Here is a 16036-nt window from a genome sequence, read left to right on the forward strand (position 1 = left end):
TCCGTCGGAGGGAGGCAGGGACACCGCACATGCCGCTCACGTTGCACACCTGGTTGGATCGCTCGTCCCTTCGCCCCGCCGGCGAGTCGCGGCTCTCCGCCGTGTTCGAGATCGTCTCGCACGGCGCCGCGGTCGAGGGGGCGCGGCCGCGGTCGCGGACGGTGCTCGCGCTCGACGTGTCGCTCTCGATGAAGGGCGCGCCGATCGCGCAGGTCATCCGCTCGGTCGATCGCCTGCTCGACGCGCTCGGCCCCGAGGACGAGGTCGGCATCGTCGCCTTCTCGGAGCGCGCGGTCCGGGTCGTCGATCCGGTGAAGGTCGACGCGCACGGCAAGCGGCTCGTGCGCTCGCGCGTCGGCCGGCTCACGGTGCTCTCGGGGACGAACATCGAGGCGGGGCTCGAGGCGTCGGCGGCGATGCTCGCGTCGACGCCGTCCGGGATGCGCAAGGGCGTGGTGCTCCTCTCCGACGGCGCGCCGAACGTCGGCGCCCACACCGCGGAGGCGCTGCGCGAGGTCGTGCGGAAGCACAAGCCGGGCATCTCGTTCTTCGCGCTCGGCTACGGCCCCGATCACTCCGAGGACGTCCTCTCCGCGATCGGCGACGGCTACGAGTTCGTCCCCGATCCCGCCACCTGCGCCCGTGCGTTCGCGCGCGCGCTCGGAGCGCAGGGCGACGTGGTCGCGTCGGACGTGGAGCTCGTCGTCGCGCCTTCGAGCGGCGTCGAGATCTCGCGCTTCCTCGCGAGCGAGCGGCTGCGCTTCGGCAAGGAGGGCGCGGTCCTCTCGCTCCCCGACATGGTCGCGGGCGTGCGTCGCTTCGTCGTCGTGGAGCTGCGCGTCCGCGGTCCGGGCGGCGACACGTTCGCGACGACGCTGCTCGACGTGACGGCGCGCTGCCGCGAGTCGGGCGCGGTGAGCGAGTCACTGACGATCGAGGTCGCGGACCGCGAGCCCGCGGTCGTGGTGGAGGCGGCGCGCCACGCGCTCCTCGTCCACGCGGAGCTCGCGCGCGACGAGGCCCGCGCGCTCGCGGATCGGGGCCAGTTCACCGGCGCGGCGGCGACGTTGCGGAAGATCATGACGGAGATCGCCGCGCTCCCCGGCTGGATCGCGAACGACGGCACGCCGCTCGCGGAGGCGTACGAGCTCCTCGTCGACGAGGTGATGGTCTACGAGCGGCGCCCCGATCCCGAGGTCTACGCGATGTACCGAAAGTCGACGATGGGCTCGCGCGTCGCGACGGTGGCGCCGGTGTCTTCGAAGCTTCGCGGCGACGCGAGCTCGAAGCTGATCGAGCACATCGCGGGCGACATGCCGATCGCGTGGCTCCTCGATCCGAACGGCGTGCGCCATCGCTTGCAGGAGGAGTGCGTCATCGGCCGCACCGCCGACGCGGACATCACGATCGCCTCGGCCTCCGTCTCGCGACGCCACGCCGAGGTCTTCGCGAACGCGGGCGACTTCTGGCTCGCGGACATGGGCTCGACGAACACGACGAAGGTGAACGGCATGAAGCTGGACCGCGCCCCGCACAAGCTGACGCCGAACGACGTCATCCACATCGGCGACGTGGAGCTCCGCTACGTCGAGGACCCACGCAAGGTCACCGATTAGACGCGACTAGGCGCGACTAGGCGTCGGCCTAGAACGAGAGCCCGGCCTGCACCGGCGCGCGCACGGTGCGTGTGCCGAGGTAGTAGTACGCGACGAGCGCGATCGTAGCGGCGCCGAGGAGGGCGGGGACGGCCCACGACGCGTACGCGGTGTCGCGCGCGCCCTCGTAGTCACGTTCCGCGCGCGCGGCCGCGGCGTCGTCGCGGCCGTTCGCGCGGTCGTAGTCGTCGCGGTAGTCGCTCGCGCGCGTGTAGAGCGCGGCGGGCAACGCGAGGGACACGAGCGTCACGCCGGCGCCGACGAAGACGAGCGAGCGCGAGTAGGGATGCTCCTCGCGCGCCTCCCATCGGATCGGCGCGGCCGCGGGCACCACGACGGGCGGGGGCGGGAGAGCGGGCGCGGCGGGCGGTGGCTCGACGTCGACGACCTCGCCGGCGGCGACCTCGATCTCGACGCGGCGCGGGTCGGGAGGGAACACGATCGCGTGTTTGCCGGCGGTGACGTACGCGATGTCTCGGCCGACGAGCGGCACCGCGTCGATGACGACGGCGACGTCGGGACGGCGCAGGCGGATGCGTCCGAGGGTGGTGCGGAGCTCCGCGACGCGTTCGCCGGCTTCTTCTTCCTGTTTCGCGACGACGGGCTCGATGGTCTCGTTCGCGTCGCGCCGCCTCCGCACCTCCGCGAGGTACACCTCGTAGTGCTCGGCCGCGTGAGGCGTGTCGTTCACTTGCTCGTACGCGCGCGCGAGGTTGAACGCGAGCCGATACCCGCGCTCGCTCCCGAGCTCGCGATAGATCTCGCCCCAGATCAGGATCGCCGCTTCGAACGCGCCGGCGCGGTAGCGATCCATGCCCTGGCGAAAGCGATCCCGCTGCTTCGCGAGGTCGGGCGACTCGGCGGCCGCCGGCGCTGGAGCTTCCTGCGCCCACGCCGTCGCAGCGAGGAGGAGGAGAGGGGAAGAGACGACGAGCGCGAGCGCGCATCTCCAAGCAGAGCGCCCCACGCGCCCCACGCGAGAGAGGACGGCGTTCGCGCCCCATCGCGCGCGCCACTTCGTTTGCATCTCGCGCCGACACGGGCAGCGCTCAGAAGGGCTTGTCATCGACATCCAGCGGTTTCGTGCTGGGCACCGGCTGCGCCGAGCCCGAAGGCGCGCCCGCTTTCGCGGCGTCGGCCCGCCCCCGGCTCGCCCCGGAAGCACCGGCGCCAGAAGCGCCGCTCGCGCCCGAACCGCCGCTCGCGCCGGGGTTCGCGCTCGCGCCGGCGCTGCCGTTCGCCCCCGAAGCGTTGCCAGCGCCAGCGTTGCCGCTTGCGCTGGAAGCGCCACCCGCGGCGGTGCTGCCGTTCGCCCCCGACGCGTTGCCAGCGCTGCCGTTCGCGCCGGAAGCGCCACCCGCGCCGACGTTGCCGTTCGCCCCCGAGGCGGCGTTCGCACCGGCGTTGCCGCTCGCGCCGGCGCTGCCGCTCGCGCCGGCGCTGCCGTTCGCTCCCGGAGCGTTGCCGGCGCCGGCGTTGCCAGCGTTGCCGCTTGCGCCGGAAGCGCTACCCGCGCCGTTCGTCCCCGAAGCGGCGTTCGCGCCAGCGTTGCCGCTCGCGCCGGAAGCGGCGTTCGCACCGGCGTTGCGGTACGCTCCCGAAGCGCTGCCGCTCGCGCCGGAAGCGCCAACTGTGGCCGCGTTTGCGTTGTTGCTCCCACCGGATGCGTTGCCGGTGTTTGCGTTGGCGCTGGCGTTGCTGTGCGCGCCGGAGGCGCCGCTCGTGCCAGCGTTCGCGTTTGTGCCGGTGTTGTCGCTCGTGCCGGAAGCGCCGGTCGTGCGCGCGCTCGCGCCCGCACCGTTCGCGCCCGCGTTTGCGCCGCCGCTGCTCGCCCCCGCGCCGTCACCGCTCGCGCCCGCGCCCGCCGCGCCCGCGCCGTTCGCGGTGGGGTCCTCCGCGTGGGCACTCGGAGCGGATGGTGTGGCCGTGCCGAGGCGCCAGGCGATGATGGCTGCGAGCGCGGCGGGGAGCGCGAGGCGGGCGGCGCGCAGGGGACGCGCGCGCGACGTCTCGGCGGGAGCTGGGCTCGTCGCGCGGGACGGACGCGACGGCGGCGACGGGAGCACGCTCGCGTCGGCTCGCGTCGGCGTGATGTCGCGTGAGCGGTGATGGGCGTCGGCGTCGTCTCGCGTCGGCGTGATGTCGCGCGAGCGGTGGTGGGCGTCAGTGTCGGCTCGTGTTGGCGTGACGTCGTGGAGGGAGGACGTGAGGCGCTTGCGTTGGTCGGCGGCTTGCGCGGCGAAGTGGCGGGTGAGGAGCGCTTGGAGCGCGCGTTGCGCCGTGTCGCGATCGCCGGCGTGGGGGGCGAGCGCGGTCGCGACGTCGGCGGCCGTCGTCGGTCGATCGGCCGGCGCGCGCGCGACGAGCTTCGCGTGCAGCGCGACGAGCTCCGGCGGCAGCGCGCTCCGCCCCGTCGCCTCGAGACCCGGCGGCGACTCGAGCGCGAGCTTGCGGATCACCTCCATGTCCGTGCCGTCGCCCCACATGCGGCGGAGCGCGAGGCACTCGAAGAGGACCGCGCCGACGCCGAAGAGATCGCTCCGGCGATCGAGCGGATCGCCCATCGCCTGCTCCGGTGACATGTACGCGCTCTTGCCCTTCACCTCGCCGGTCTTCGTCACGCTCTCCGTCTCGATCTTCGCGACGCCGAAGTCGAGGAGGCGCACGCGGCCGTCGTAGCCGAGCATCACGTTCTGCGGAGACACGTCGCGATGCACCAGGTTCAAAGGTTGCCCCGTCGCCGGGTCCGCGAGCTCGTGTGCGGCGTGGAGGCCACGGCAGACCTCCGCTAGCAAGTAGGCGACCAGCTCCACCGAGAGCGAGAGCGACGCGCCCTCCTCGTCCGCGAGCGCGCGCAGGACGCGCGAGAGAGGTTGGCCCTCGACGTACTCCATCGCGAGATAGAGCTCGCCGTCGGCCTCGCCGTAGTCGTAGGCGCGGACGACGTTCGGATGATCGAGCATCGCCGCGAGCTTCGCCTCGCGGAGGAACATGTCGACCCGCCGCTTGTCGCGCGCCGCGTCCGGCAAGAGCCGCTTCAACGCGACGATCCGATCGGGCTCGCCCTCCGCTCCCGCGTCGCCGATCTCGAGCGCCGCCTCGACGGAGCCCATGCCCCCTCGCCCCAACACGAAGAGGGACCGGTACCGCCCGCCGACGCCCGGCGAAGAGGAGCGCTCGGACACGCCCGAAGCGTACCGCATCTCGGCGCGCACGTTGCTACGGCTCCAGTAGTATCCGCGAGGCGGAAGCGGACGGAAGGATCGATTGAGCACGTCGAAAGCGAGCACGATGCGGTTCACCACGCTCGTCGCGGTCGGCGCGACCACGGCCGCCGCCGCGACCGCGATGCTCGGCGCGTGCCTCTCCGACCTCGCTCCGTTCATCCCCGCCGACGCCGGCGCCGACACGAGAACGACCCCGCCGCCGGCCGCCGCGACCGGCTGCGGCGACGGCATCATCGCGACGCTCGACGACGGCGGCGACGCGGGAGAGAGCTGCGACCCCGGCGCCGGCGCCGCGCCCGGATGCACTCCGCGGTGCACGCTGTCGTGCGGCGGCGTCCTCGGGCCGTCGGGTCATTGCTACTTCCTCGCCGATCCCGGCGATCACGCGGCGGCGGTCGAGCACTGCGCGCGCGCGGGCGGGCACCTCGTGACGATCGGTGACGCAGAAGAGGCGAAGCTCGTCGACGCGTTCGTCGATGGCGGCAGCTACCGCGTCGGGCTGAGCGTCAGCCCCGCCGCGAACGCGTACGTCGCCGAGAGCGTCCCGCGCGTGGGCGGCTCGGGCGTGCCGGAGCCCGGATGGCCTCGCGGCGACGACCGGTGCGCGGGCTGCTTCGCGATCGTCGACGCAGGCCCCGACGGATCGAACATCACGTTCCCGCCGGCGGATCCCGACGCCGGCGATCGGTCGTGCGTCGTCGCGCGCGGCGGCGTTTGGCTCGAGGTCCCGTGCAGCGGCGCGAGCGATGCGCTGACCGTCTGCGAGCGCGAGCCGGCGGGGCAGCGAACGCAATACTGCGGCGGACCGTATTGCACGACGCTGCCCGCGACGAGCGGACGGAAGCGGTACGTGATCTCGCTCGAGCCCGCGACGGCCGCCGCCGCGAGCGAGCTCTGTCGCGGCTACGACGCGGGCCGCCTCGTCGTCCTCGAGTCCCCCGCGGAGCGCGCGCAGCTCGCGCGCGAGATCGTGCTCCTCGCGCGCGACCGAGACCTCGAGACGAACGACGTCTGGATCGGCCTCGCGCGAGAGGACGACGGCTGGCGCTGGGACGACGGCGTCCCCGCCGACGACGCCGGCGCAGGCCGGCCGCGGCCGTGGGCCAACAACGAACCGCGGCCCGACGCGACCGGCCGCGCGTTCCTTCGCCTGACGACCTTCTTCGACACGCAGCTCGTCGCGACGAGCCCCGCCGCCGACGCGGAGACGAAGCTCTTCGTCTGCGAGCGCCGCTGAGCCGCGCGCTTACTTGGAGTCCTTGTCCTTCTTGCCCGCGATGCGGTCCTTGAGCTTCTGCACGAGGTACGGATAGCCCTGACCCTGCGTCGTCAGCATCTTGTGCGACTGGTCGTAGTAGTTCTTCGAGAGGATCGAGCCCTCGGTCACGAGGTCGACGACCTTGTACGGCCCGCTGCCCTTGATGAGGTAGTCGACCTGCACCGCCGGCTCGCGCGGCTTGTTCTTGTCCTTCGCCTCGGTGCGGACCTTCGCGATGTCGTTGCCCGCTTCCTTCGCGCCGCGGTAACTGATGTCGTAGTCCTTCGTCTTCTGCGCGTTCTCGCGGTACTTCTTCTCGACGAGCTGACGGAAGAGGCTCGTCATCTCCTTCTTCTGGTCGTCGTTGAGCTCGGCCCAGTGGTTCGTGCAGCTCGGGATCGTGGTCGGGCAGGGCTGACCGAGCGCGCGCCGCGCGACCTCGTCGTAGTCGACCATCGCGTCGATCACCTTCGTGACCTCCGACTGCGCAGCGTTTGCGTCGACCAGCTTCTTGATCGCCCCGTGCTCCTTCTCGACGAAGGCTTGTGCGCCCGCGACGTCCGCCGCGGCGGCGAAGCTGAGCGTGGTGACGGTAAGGCCAAGGGTGGCGGCACGAATCAAAGTACGGAGGCGCATGGTTCGGGGATCCTGAGGTCTCCTCCTGCCGGGTCAAGGGCGGGGGAGAAGTGAGAGCCTGTTGGGTTGGACGACCGTTCCGAAGCGTGATTCATGCCGGCTCCGGGCGGCAACTAAATGGTTTGATTTCCGTTGGTTAGCCTGAGCTCACCCGTGGCTTTGCGCTGGGTGTGGCAGAACGTTCCGATGCCGGTAGTGAACCTCGGGTCGCGCTCCTTTTAGTCGCTGAGCCCGTGGGGGCAAGCACGACTTCGAAGGTGGCGCCCTTCGCCGCGCCGGAGCGGACCTCGATCGACGCCCCGAGGTGCGCGTGATCGTCGATGATTCGCCGCACGAGCGCCAACCCGAGGCCCGCGCCGTGCGCGCGCGTCGTGAAGAACGCGTCGAAGATGAGGCGCTCGCTGCCGGGCTCGATGCCGGGCCCTTCGTCCGCGACCGACATCCGGATCTTCTCGCCGTCGCGCTGCACCGAGACCGTCACCGTCGTCCCCGCGCCGGTCGCCTGGACCCCGTTGCGGACGAGGTTCCACAGCACCTGCCTCATCTGCGCCGCGTCGCACGTGGCGAGGACCGGCTCGGCGGGGCCGTCGTAGATCACGGTGACGTCGCCGGCGCCGCTCCGCTCCGAGCGCGCCGCGAGCGCGACCACGTCGCGCGCGAGCTCCGCCACGTCGACCTCCGCCGGATCGGGCTTCCGCGGCCGCGCGAGGTCCATCATGTCGGTCACGAGCTGGTTGAGCCGCCCCGCCTCGCGCTGGACGATCTCGCAGAGGCGGCGATCGTCCTCCCCGAGCCCGGGCGCCTCGCGCAGCATCTCGATCGAGCCCGAGATCGAGCCGAGCGGGTTCCTGATCTCGTGCGCGAGCCCCGCCGCGAGCCGCCCCAACATCGCGAGCCGCTCCGCTGCTTCGGCGCGCTCGGTCGCCTCCTGCAGCGCGCCGCCGGTGCGGCGGAGGCGATCGGCGAGGTACCCCGAGAGCAGCGCGACGACGACGATGCCGAGCGCGTTGACCGCGAGCGGGTAGAAGATCGCCTCCCACTCGACGATGTAGTTGCCGCCGCGCTGATCGGCGGGGGGGAGGACCCAGCCGAAGCCGAACGCGACGCAGAGGAGCCCGAACGCGCCGATGCCGACGACGGCCGCGATCGCGGCGCCGCGGAGCCCGATGAGGACGGCGGCGACGAGGCAGGTGAGGCCGTAGAACGTGGTCGCGCCGCTCGTCGCGCCGCCGGTGACGTAGACGATCGCGGTCCACGTGAGCTGATCGAGGACGATCTGGGCTTCGGCGAGGCGCTGGAGCCGCTTCCCACGCCGGAGCAAGGTCGCGTAGAGCGCGGTCAGCGCGAACGCGGCGCCGATCGAGACGAGGACGATCGTCTGGCTCTGCGGGTAGTGCGTGAGCGCGCCGCGCAGGTAGATGAACGCGGTCGCGCCGAGCAGGAGCGAGAGGAAGCCGAGCCGGAGGCCGGTGACCCACGCGAGCCGGCTCGCGAGCCTGTCTCGCTCCAAGACGCGGCCTAGTTCGCCTTGATCTTGCCGGCGATGCTGAAGATCGGGAGGTACATCGCGATGAGCACGACGCCGACGGTACCGCCGATGCCGACCATCATCACGGGCTCGATGAGGCTCGTCATCGCGGCGACCGCGACGTCGACCTCCTCTTCGTAGAAGTCGGCGATCTTCGAGAGCATCGCGTCGAGCGCGCCGGTCTGCTCGCCGACGCCGACCATCTGCACGACCATCGGCGGGAAGACGTTCGTCTCCATGAGCGGCGCCGCCATGTTCTTGCCTTCGGAGATCTTGGCGCGCGAGTACATGATCGCCTCTTCGACGACGACGTTGCCGGCCGTCTTCGCGACGATCTCCATCGCGTCGAGGATCGGGACGCCGGACGACAGGAGCGTGCCGAGCGTGCGCGTGAAGCGCGCGACGGCGATCTTGCGGAGGACCGGTCCCATGACCGGCGCGCGCAGGAAGGCGCGATGGAAGAACTTCTTACCGACCGGTGTCCGGTAGAAGTAACTGATCGCGATGCCGGCGGCGACGAAGCCGACGAGGAAGAAGGGCAGGTAGCCGATGAACGTCTCGGAGACCGAGATGACGACCTGCGTGAGCCACGGCAGCGCGTCGTCGGAGCCGAGGTCCTTGAAGATGTTCTTGAAGGAGGGGATGACCCAGCCGAGGAGGATGCCGAGGACGCCGGCGAAGATGATCAAGACCGCGCTCGGGTAGACCATCGCGCCGCGCAGCTGGCGGCGAAGCTTGATCGCCTTCTCGTTGTAGACCGCGAGACGCGAGAGGATCGTGTCGAGGATACCGCCGACCTCGCCGGCCTGGACGAGGTTGACGTAGAGCGCGTCGAAGACCTTCGGGTGGCGGCGGAGCGAGTCGCTGAACGTCGCGCCTTGCTCGACGCTCGCCTTGATGTCGCGCAAGACGACCGCGAAGCGCTTGTTGTCGGTCTGGTTGCAGAGGATGTCGAGGCACTGGACGATCGGGAGACCGGCGTCGATCATCGTCGCGAAGAGACGCGTGAAGGTGACGACGTCCTTGAGGTCGACGCCGGTGCCGATCTGGAAGTTGAACGCGGCGGACTTCTTCTTGATGCGCGTCGGCATCAGCTGCTGTCCGCGCAGCTTGGCTTGAACGGCGGGCTCGTCGTCCGCCTCCATCACGCCCTTGCGAAGCTCGCCGGTGCGAGCGCGTGCTTCCCAGACGAATTCCGCCATGACGTTGGTAGGAAAGGTTACGGGCCAGGTGCCCGCTCGGTAAAGTATCCGCCGTGCCAGACGGTGCTTTCTCTTCGCCGGCCGAGGCGCGGCTCGCCGCCGAGGTCGTCGCTGCGGGCGTCGCTCCGGACGCCGCCGTCGGCTGGGCCGTCCGGACCGAGCGCGGGTGGGATATCGGCCACGGCCACGCCGGCGACTGCCCCGACGAGCCGATCTTCGACCTCGCCAGCCTCACGAAGCCCCTCACGGCGGTGGCGATCGTGCGCTCGCCGGTGCTCCGTCCCGCCGATCGCCTCGCCGACGTCCTCGAGGAGGTCCGCGGAACCGCGAGCGCCGACGCGACGCTCGAGCTCCTCCTCGCGCATCGGGCGGGGCTCGTAGCGCACCTGCCCCTCCACGAGAAACACCTCCTCGGGAGCGAGGTCGACGACGCGCTCGAGCTCCGCCTCGTCGCCGACGCGAGGCGGCCTGATGCGGTCGGGGCGATCCCGGACGAGGGGTTCCCTGCGGTCTACAGCGATCTCGGCTACATCCTCGCCGGCCGGGCGCTCGCGCGCGCGACGCAGGCGGAGGACGCGGGGCAGGCGATCGAGTGGCTCGTCGTCGACGCGCTCTCCGCCGGTCGCACGCCGATCGAGCTCGGCACCGCGCGCTCGCTCGCCGCGCAGGGGATCGACTTCGAGCGGCGCGTCCGCAAGACCGAGGTCGTGGCGTGGCGCGGCGGCGAGGTTCGCGGCGTCGTCCACGACGAGAACGCATGGGCGCTCACCGGCCACGGCGCCTCCGGCCACGCCGGCATGTTCGGCACCGCCCCCGCGATCCTCACCTTCGCCACCGCCTTCCTCGACGCCTTGAAAGGAAGACAAAGCCCCCTGGCTAGCCCCCGGGGCCCCAGAAGCGGCCGCGAAAGCGGGCGCGAAGCGCCCCGAGTCTTCGAGGGCCGTGTCTGGGGCGGGGGTGTCGGGGGCAGAGCCCCCGACGTTGAGTGGCTTGTTCGCGAACGTCCGGGCGGGACGCATCGCGCCGGATTCGACGGCAAGAGCGCGACCGGGTCGAGCGCGGGGGAGCGCGCGGGTCCGCGCACGTTCGGTCACCTCGGCTTCACGGGGACGAGCTTCTGGATCGATCCGGACGCGGACGCCGTCGCCGTGTTGCTCACGAATCGCGTGCATCCTACACGCGAAAACGGCGCGATCCGCGAGGCGCGACCCCGCGTCCACGACGCCCTCTTCCGTCTCGCGGCCGCGCGGGCGGGAGCCTAGGATTTCCCGATGTCCGCCGAGGCGCCGCCATCGTCGACCCGCGCGCTGTCGCGGACGCCCACGCGGCGGGCGGTGGTGCGCTACCGCGGACGGAGCGAGAACCGCTGGCGCTTCGTCCGCGCGTACACGACCACGTTCCAGGTCATCTTCAGCTACCTCTGGCTGTTCTGGAAGGCGCGGCTCCTCGGCCGGGGCTACCGCGAGCAGCACATCGCGAAGGTCCACCGCAAGAACGCGAAGCGCGTCTACGAGACGATCCTCCGCCTGCAGGGCCTCTTCATCAAGGTCGGTCAGGCGCTGTCGATCATGGCGAACTTCCTGCCCGACGCCTTCCGGCGCGAGCTCGAAGGCCTTCAAGATCAGGTCCCGCCGCGGCCGTTCGAGGAGATCGCGAGGCGCATCGAAGAGGACCTCGGCGGCGCGCCGGGCGAGCTCTTCGCGCGCTTCGAGAAGGCGCCGATCGCGAGCGCGTCGCTCGGGCAGGTCCACGAGGCGACGACGAAGGACGGCGTGCGCGTCGCGGTGAAGGTCCAGCACCACGACATCGACGAGATCGTCCGCCTCGATCTCCGCACCATCCGGCGGATCCTCCGCATCGTGCAGTGGTTCGTCCCGGTGCAGGGGCTCGACGGTTACTACCACCAGATCAAGGAGCTCCTCTCGCGCGAGCTCGACTTCACGCTCGAGGCCGACAACATCGAGCGGATCGCCCGGAATTTCTCGAAGGACTCGCGCGTCCTCTTCCCGACGCCGATCCGCGAGCTCTCCACGAAGCGCGTCATCACGGCGACCTTCGTCGAGGGGAAGAAGCTCGGCGACCTCGCCGCGCTCGACGAGATGGGCATCGACAAGAAGGACCTCGCGAGCCGTCTCGTCCGCGCCTACTGCCAGATGATCTTCGTGGACGGCGTCTACCACGCCGATCCGCACCCCGGGAACATCCTGGTCGACGCGGAAGGGAACCTCATCCTCCTCGATTTCGGCGCCGTCGCGGAGCTGTCGCAGCCCATGCGCGAAGGGATCCCCGAGTTCCTCGAGGGCGTCCTCCGCCGCGACACGGAGCGCCTCATCCGCGCGCTCCGCAAGATGGGCTTCCTCTCGCGCACGAGCGACGAGGCCGTGAGCGAGAAGGTCATCGAGTACTTCCACCGCCGCTTCCAGGAGGAGGTGAAGCTCGAGTCCTTCAACCTCAAGGACATCAAGATCGATCCGCAGCGCGGCTTCGAGAACCTCCTCGACCTGCGGAAGATGAACGTCGGCCTCAAGGAGCTCTCCGGCGCGTTCGAGATCCCGCGCGACTGGGTCCTCCTCGAGCGCACGATCCTCCTCGTCTACGGCTCCTGCGCGCAGCTCGATCCCGAGCTGAACCCGATGGCGATCATCCAGCCGTACCTCCAGGACTTCGTCCTCGGGAACCGCGACTGGCAGAAGGTCGCGATGGAGACGGTGCGGGACATGGCGCTCGGCGCGGTGACGCTGCCCGACGACCTCCGGAAGTACCTCGTCCGCGCGACGCGGGGGGAGATGGAGGTGCGTGTCCGCGGGATGCAGGAGGGGGCTCGGACGGTCTACGCCATCGGCCGCCAGATCATCTACACGGCCGTCGGCCTCGCCACCGGCTACGCCGCCCTCCACCTCCACGAGCGAGGCGAGGACGGCACCCCCACGCGCGTGCTCGCCGGAACGGCGGCATTTTGTGCCGTGATGCTCGTGATTTCCTCGATCATCGGCCGCCCTCGGGCGCGCTGACGGCAAGCTCGTCCGCCGCGAAGGCGACGACGCATCGATGGATAACCGCGTAGTACGCTTCGCAGTATCTCATGACGACCCCGTGACAAAACGCGGCGTTCCAGGCTCTCGTGGGTTGGCATGAGCCGTGTATGAGACGCCTTTCAATGGCCCTTCCCTTCGATACGACCTCCGGCGCCCGTGACGCGCGCGCCGTTGCGATCCTCGCGAAGACGATCTACCGCGAGCTCCGCGCGAGCGGTTACGCCGAGAAGGACGTCATGGCGCTCGCCGGCGAGCTCCTCGGCATGGTGACGTCCGAAGTGCAGGGGCGCCGCACGCCGTCGAACGACTGAGATCGGTTCAAACGAAAGGAAGAGCCGGGCGCTTCGTGCGGTCCCGGCTTTGTTCTTTTGTGCGTCCGATCTCGCGCCGAGCAGGGTCAACTCGGCAATAGCCCGCAAGTTGACACGGAACGCGTAACAACCTGACAATCGCGTTGAAATCTCCGGCCCGCGCGCTCGCGTGGGTCCGGGTGGTTTGCCACGTCACGCAGTTACGGCTCCGAAGGATCGCACACGCGTGTTTGCCATCATCATCAGCGAAAAGGGTGGGGCGGAGCGCCGCGAGTCGTTCGACAAGAACGAGATCAACGTCGGCCGCGTGCAGGGCAACGACCTGATGCTCCCGAAGGGGAACGTCTCGAAGCACCACGCCCGGCTCCTCTTTCGCGACGGTCGCTTCATCGTCACCGACCTGAAGAGCACCAACGGCACGTACGTCAACGGCCGCAAGATCGCGCAGGCGACGATCGTCCGCGAAGGCGACAAGATCTACATCGGCGACTTCGTGCTTCGCCTCGAGACGAACGGCGCCGCCGGTGCGTCCGTCCCGCCGCCCGCGGACCCGGGCGCCACGGCCGCGGCCCCGCAGGAGACGGCCGCCTCGCTCGCCGACGAGGCGCGCACCGCGATGGCCGGCTCACCCGCGCCCGTCGCTCCGCCGAAGCCGCTCCCGAACCCGCCCGCCGTCACGCTCAAGGCGCCGACGCACCCGCCCGGCGCGCCGCTCCCGCGGCCGCAGGTCTCCAACGTCTCGAACGCGCCGTCGCTCGGCTCGTCGTCGCCGCAGTACCCGCTCGATCAGGATCCGGACGACAGCGCGCCGATGCAGAAGCCGCCGCCGCGCAACTCGGCGTCGCCGCCGGCCTTGGGCGGCAGCGGCGGCATTCGTCCGATGACGATGCCGCTCAACGTGTCCGCGCCGGGCCTCGCCGGCCTCGGCGGTCGCCCCGTCACGCCGGGCGGTCTCCCGCCGCTCGGTGGAAGCGCGTCGCCGCAGCCCACGCCGCCCGCGGCGGAGGCGAAGGCGCCTGCGCCCGCCGCGCCGCCGCCGCTCCCGCCGATCGCGCCCGTCGCGTCACCGTCGGCCGCGCCGCCGCCGGAGCCGAAGCCCGAGCCGAAGCCGGAGCCCAAGCCGTCCGCGTCGGTGCCGCCCGGTCGCGCGACCGCGCCGCCGCCGCGCGTGCCGCCGAAGGAGACGCCCGCGCAGGCGGGGCGTCGCCTCGCGTTGATGACGCTCCTCGATCGGATCGGCGAGCACGTCGATCTGTCGTCGCTCCGCACCAACCCGAACGTGAGCGACGCGCTCGCGCAGCAGATCGAGCGCGCGGCGAAGGATCAAGCCGCCGCGATGCGCGTGGAGGGCGATGCGCCGGAGGGCATCGATCTCGACGCCGTCGCGCGCGACGCGCATCGCGAGCTCGTCGGCCTCGGCGCGTTCGCCCCGCTCCTCGACGACGAAGAGGTCGGCGAGATCCACTGCGTGCGCTTCGATCAGCTCTTCACCGTGCGCGGCGGGAACAACACCGCGATCGCGGAGCCCACCGCGTTCAGCAGCGAAGAGGCGCTCGCGCGCGTCGTCGCTCGCCTCGCGCAGCAAGCGGGCGCGCCGTGGCAAGCGGGCGAGAGCGTCGTCGAGCGCCGGCTCCCGCGCGCCGCCATCGTCGCGATCGCGCCGCCCGCCGCCGCGAACCACATCGTCTCGATCCGGAAGCGCCGTCGCATCGAGACGACGCTCGAGGAGCTCACGCGCACCGGCTCGGCGTCGAAGGGCATGACGCAGTTCCTCGAGGCGTGCATCGTCGCGCGCGCGAACATCCTCGTCTCCGGCAACACGCCGCTCCCGCTCCTCTCTGCGCTCGCGGTCGCGAGCGGCATCGGCGGCGAGCGCGTCGTCGTCGTGCAGGACGTCGAGGAGATCGGCGTCGGCAACGCGCACTCCGCGACGATCTCCGTCGGCGACACGAAGAAGCAGGGCGAGGACGCGATGCGCGCGGCGGCGAAGCTCCGCGCCGATCGACTCATCGTCACGCAGCTCGCGGGCGGCGTCGCGGCCTCCACGATCGACGCCCTCGCGTCGGGCAACGACGGCATCCTCGCCGCGCTGCCGGCGCCCACGCTCCGTCAGGGCATCAGCCGCCTCGTCGCGCAGCTCGTGCTGCATCGGCCCGGCCTCACGCTCGAGGGCATGCGCGAGGTCGTCGGCGAGTCCTTCGACATCGCGGTCGAGGTCGGCGCGTTCCCCGACGGCCGTCTCCGCGTCATGCGCATCGCCGAGCTCGGCGGCGCGGACGCGAAGGGCGTCGTCGCGCGCGACCTCTTCGTGTTCAACGCGGACCCGGGCGGCGGCGACGGCACCTTCAGCGCGACCGGCGTCGTGCCGCGCATCGCGAACGAGCTCGCCGCACGCGGCATGAAGCTCGACGCTGCCATGTTCAAGCGCGCCACGCGTTAGCCGCGATCGTGACCACGCGCGGCGAGGCGCGCGTTCCCAGCGCGTGCTCGCGCTGGCGCGCCTCGGCCGCGTTTTTCGCGGTCGTTCCGCCCTCGTTCCTCCGGCCGAGCTCGCGGTTCGGCATGCGCGCTGCACCCTGGCCCCGCGTTCAACGGAACTACCAGGAGAAGAAGATGATGAAGCCCATGAGTGTCCTCGCCGCGGTGTCGCTCGCCGTCCTCGCCGTCGGGTGCAAGAAGGACGAGCCCGCGAGCGAGACGAGCACGACGTCGGCGCCCATCGTTCAGGACCAGCCCGCGGCCGAGCCGCAGGTGACGACCGGCACGACCACGACCGGCAGCGCCAACGACCTCGGCAACACGCAAGCCGGCGGCGCGATCACCGGAACGACGCAGACGACGACCGGCACCATCCAGAGGGGCGGCGACGCGGGCGTCCGCGACGAGGTCCCGACCGGCGGCACCGACCTCGGCACGAGGACGGTCCCGTCGGAGCGGACGGTCCCGTCGGAGAAGACGGTTCCATCGGAGCGGACGGTTCCGTCGGAGCAGCGGCTCGGCGCCGAGCCGAACCACTCGACCCCGCTCGGCGATGGCAAGTCCGGCTCGTACACCGACGGCAAGGGCACCCGCGGCGGCAAGGCCACGTGGGGAACGGGCCCGCAGAAGGACACGCAGATGGACCAGCCCGCGGAGCCCCGGCCCTAGGGTCTTCACGGTCAGGGGCTTCGCCCCCGACACCCCC

12 protein-coding genes are annotated in these 16036 nt (G+C 71.3%); 7 read left to right on the top strand and 5 right to left on the bottom strand.

The annotated features are described in order from the left end of the window. Nucleotides 1-29: 29 nt before the first annotated feature. Nucleotides 30-1616: an FHA domain-containing protein gene (locus tag KF837_04950; GenBank protein MBX3226635.1), complete on the top strand. Its 1587-nt coding sequence runs from the start codon at nt 30-32 to the stop codon at nt 1614-1616. Between the two features lie 28 nt (nt 1617-1644). Here the strand turns inward: KF837_04950 and KF837_04955 are convergent, their stop codons facing one another. Beyond that, nucleotides 1645-2622 (bottom strand): hypothetical protein, encoded by a 978-nt coding sequence (locus KF837_04955; GenBank protein MBX3226636.1) that lies wholly within the window; start codon nt 2620-2622, stop codon nt 1645-1647. A gap of 82 nt (nt 2623-2704) precedes the next feature. Next, nucleotides 2705-4840 carry a serine/threonine protein kinase gene (locus tag KF837_04960; GenBank protein ID MBX3226637.1) on the bottom strand — a complete coding sequence of 712 codons (2136 nt, stop codon included), beginning with the start codon at nt 4838-4840 and terminating at the stop codon, nt 2705-2707. 82 nt (nt 4841-4922) lie between these two features. Between KF837_04960 and KF837_04965 the strand changes: the two genes are divergently transcribed. Continuing rightward, nucleotides 4923-6119, top strand: a complete 1197-nt coding sequence (locus tag KF837_04965; GenBank protein ID MBX3226638.1) for a hypothetical protein — start codon at nt 4923-4925, stop codon at nt 6117-6119. Nucleotides 6120-6128: 9 nt separating this feature from the next. On the opposite strand, the gene KF837_04970 is transcribed toward KF837_04965, so the two are convergent. The 3 genes from KF837_04970 to KF837_04980 form a co-directional block, all read right to left on the bottom strand. Continuing rightward, nucleotides 6129-6776 carry an ABC transporter substrate-binding protein gene (locus KF837_04970; GenBank protein MBX3226639.1) on the bottom strand — a complete coding sequence of 216 codons (648 nt, stop codon included), beginning with the start codon at nt 6774-6776 and terminating at the stop codon, nt 6129-6131. A gap of 136 nt (nt 6777-6912) precedes the next feature. Then, nucleotides 6913-8286 carry a two-component sensor histidine kinase gene (locus KF837_04975; protein MBX3226640.1) on the bottom strand — a complete coding sequence of 458 codons (1374 nt, stop codon included), beginning with the start codon at nt 8284-8286 and terminating at the stop codon, nt 6913-6915. An 8-nt stretch (nt 8287-8294) separates the two neighbouring features. Further along, nucleotides 8295-9506: a type II secretion system F family protein gene (locus KF837_04980; GenBank protein MBX3226641.1), complete on the bottom strand. Its 1212-nt coding sequence runs from the start codon at nt 9504-9506 to the stop codon at nt 8295-8297. A 53-nt stretch (nt 9507-9559) separates the two neighbouring features. Between KF837_04980 and KF837_04985 the strand changes: the two genes are divergently transcribed. The 5 genes from KF837_04985 (at nt 9560) to KF837_05005 (ending at nt 15999) form a co-directional block, all read left to right on the top strand. Continuing rightward, a complete protein-coding gene (locus tag KF837_04985; GenBank protein MBX3226642.1) occupies nt 9560-10768 on the top strand; it encodes a beta-lactamase family protein in 1209 nt (402 codons plus the stop codon). 9 nt (nt 10769-10777) lie between these two features. Then, nucleotides 10778-12517 carry an AarF/ABC1/UbiB kinase family protein gene (locus KF837_04990; protein MBX3226643.1) on the top strand — a complete coding sequence of 580 codons (1740 nt, stop codon included), beginning with the start codon at nt 10778-10780 and terminating at the stop codon, nt 12515-12517. A 146-nt stretch (nt 12518-12663) separates the two neighbouring features. After that, nucleotides 12664-12852: a hypothetical protein gene (locus KF837_04995; protein ID MBX3226644.1), complete on the top strand. Its 189-nt coding sequence runs from the start codon at nt 12664-12666 to the stop codon at nt 12850-12852. A gap of 226 nt (nt 12853-13078) precedes the next feature. Further along, nucleotides 13079-15292, top strand: coding sequence for a Flp pilus assembly complex ATPase component TadA (gene tadA, locus KF837_05000; GenBank protein MBX3226645.1), 2214 nt, complete (start codon nt 13079-13081; stop codon nt 15290-15292). Nucleotides 15293-15477: 185 nt separating this feature from the next. Then, nucleotides 15478-15999 carry a hypothetical protein gene (locus KF837_05005; protein MBX3226646.1) on the top strand — a complete coding sequence of 174 codons (522 nt, stop codon included), beginning with the start codon at nt 15478-15480 and terminating at the stop codon, nt 15997-15999. The last annotated feature ends 37 nt before the right edge of the window (nt 16000-16036 follow it).

The organism is Labilithrix sp., from assembly GCA_019637155.1.
Classification (GTDB): Bacteria; Myxococcota_A; Polyangia; order Polyangiales; family Polyangiaceae; genus Labilithrix.

What these genes read in the sequence shown, in the direction of transcription:
- KF837_04950 (MBX3226635.1), top strand. Translation starts at nt 30, where the DNA reads ATGCCGCTCACGTTGCACACCTGGTTGGATCGCTCGTCCCTTCGCCCC.
- KF837_04970 (MBX3226639.1), bottom strand. Translation starts at nt 6,776, where the DNA reads ATGCGCCTCCGTACTTTGATTCGTGCCGCCACCCTTGGCCTTACCGTC.
- KF837_04980 (MBX3226641.1), bottom strand. Translation starts at nt 9,506, where the DNA reads ATGGCGGAATTCGTCTGGGAAGCACGCGCTCGCACCGGCGAGCTTCGC.
- KF837_04990 (MBX3226643.1), top strand. Translation starts at nt 10,778, where the DNA reads ATGTCCGCCGAGGCGCCGCCATCGTCGACCCGCGCGCTGTCGCGGACG.
- KF837_04995 (MBX3226644.1), top strand. Translation starts at nt 12,664, where the DNA reads ATGGCCCTTCCCTTCGATACGACCTCCGGCGCCCGTGACGCGCGCGCC.
- KF837_05005 (MBX3226646.1), top strand. Translation starts at nt 15,478, where the DNA reads ATGAGTGTCCTCGCCGCGGTGTCGCTCGCCGTCCTCGCCGTCGGGTGC.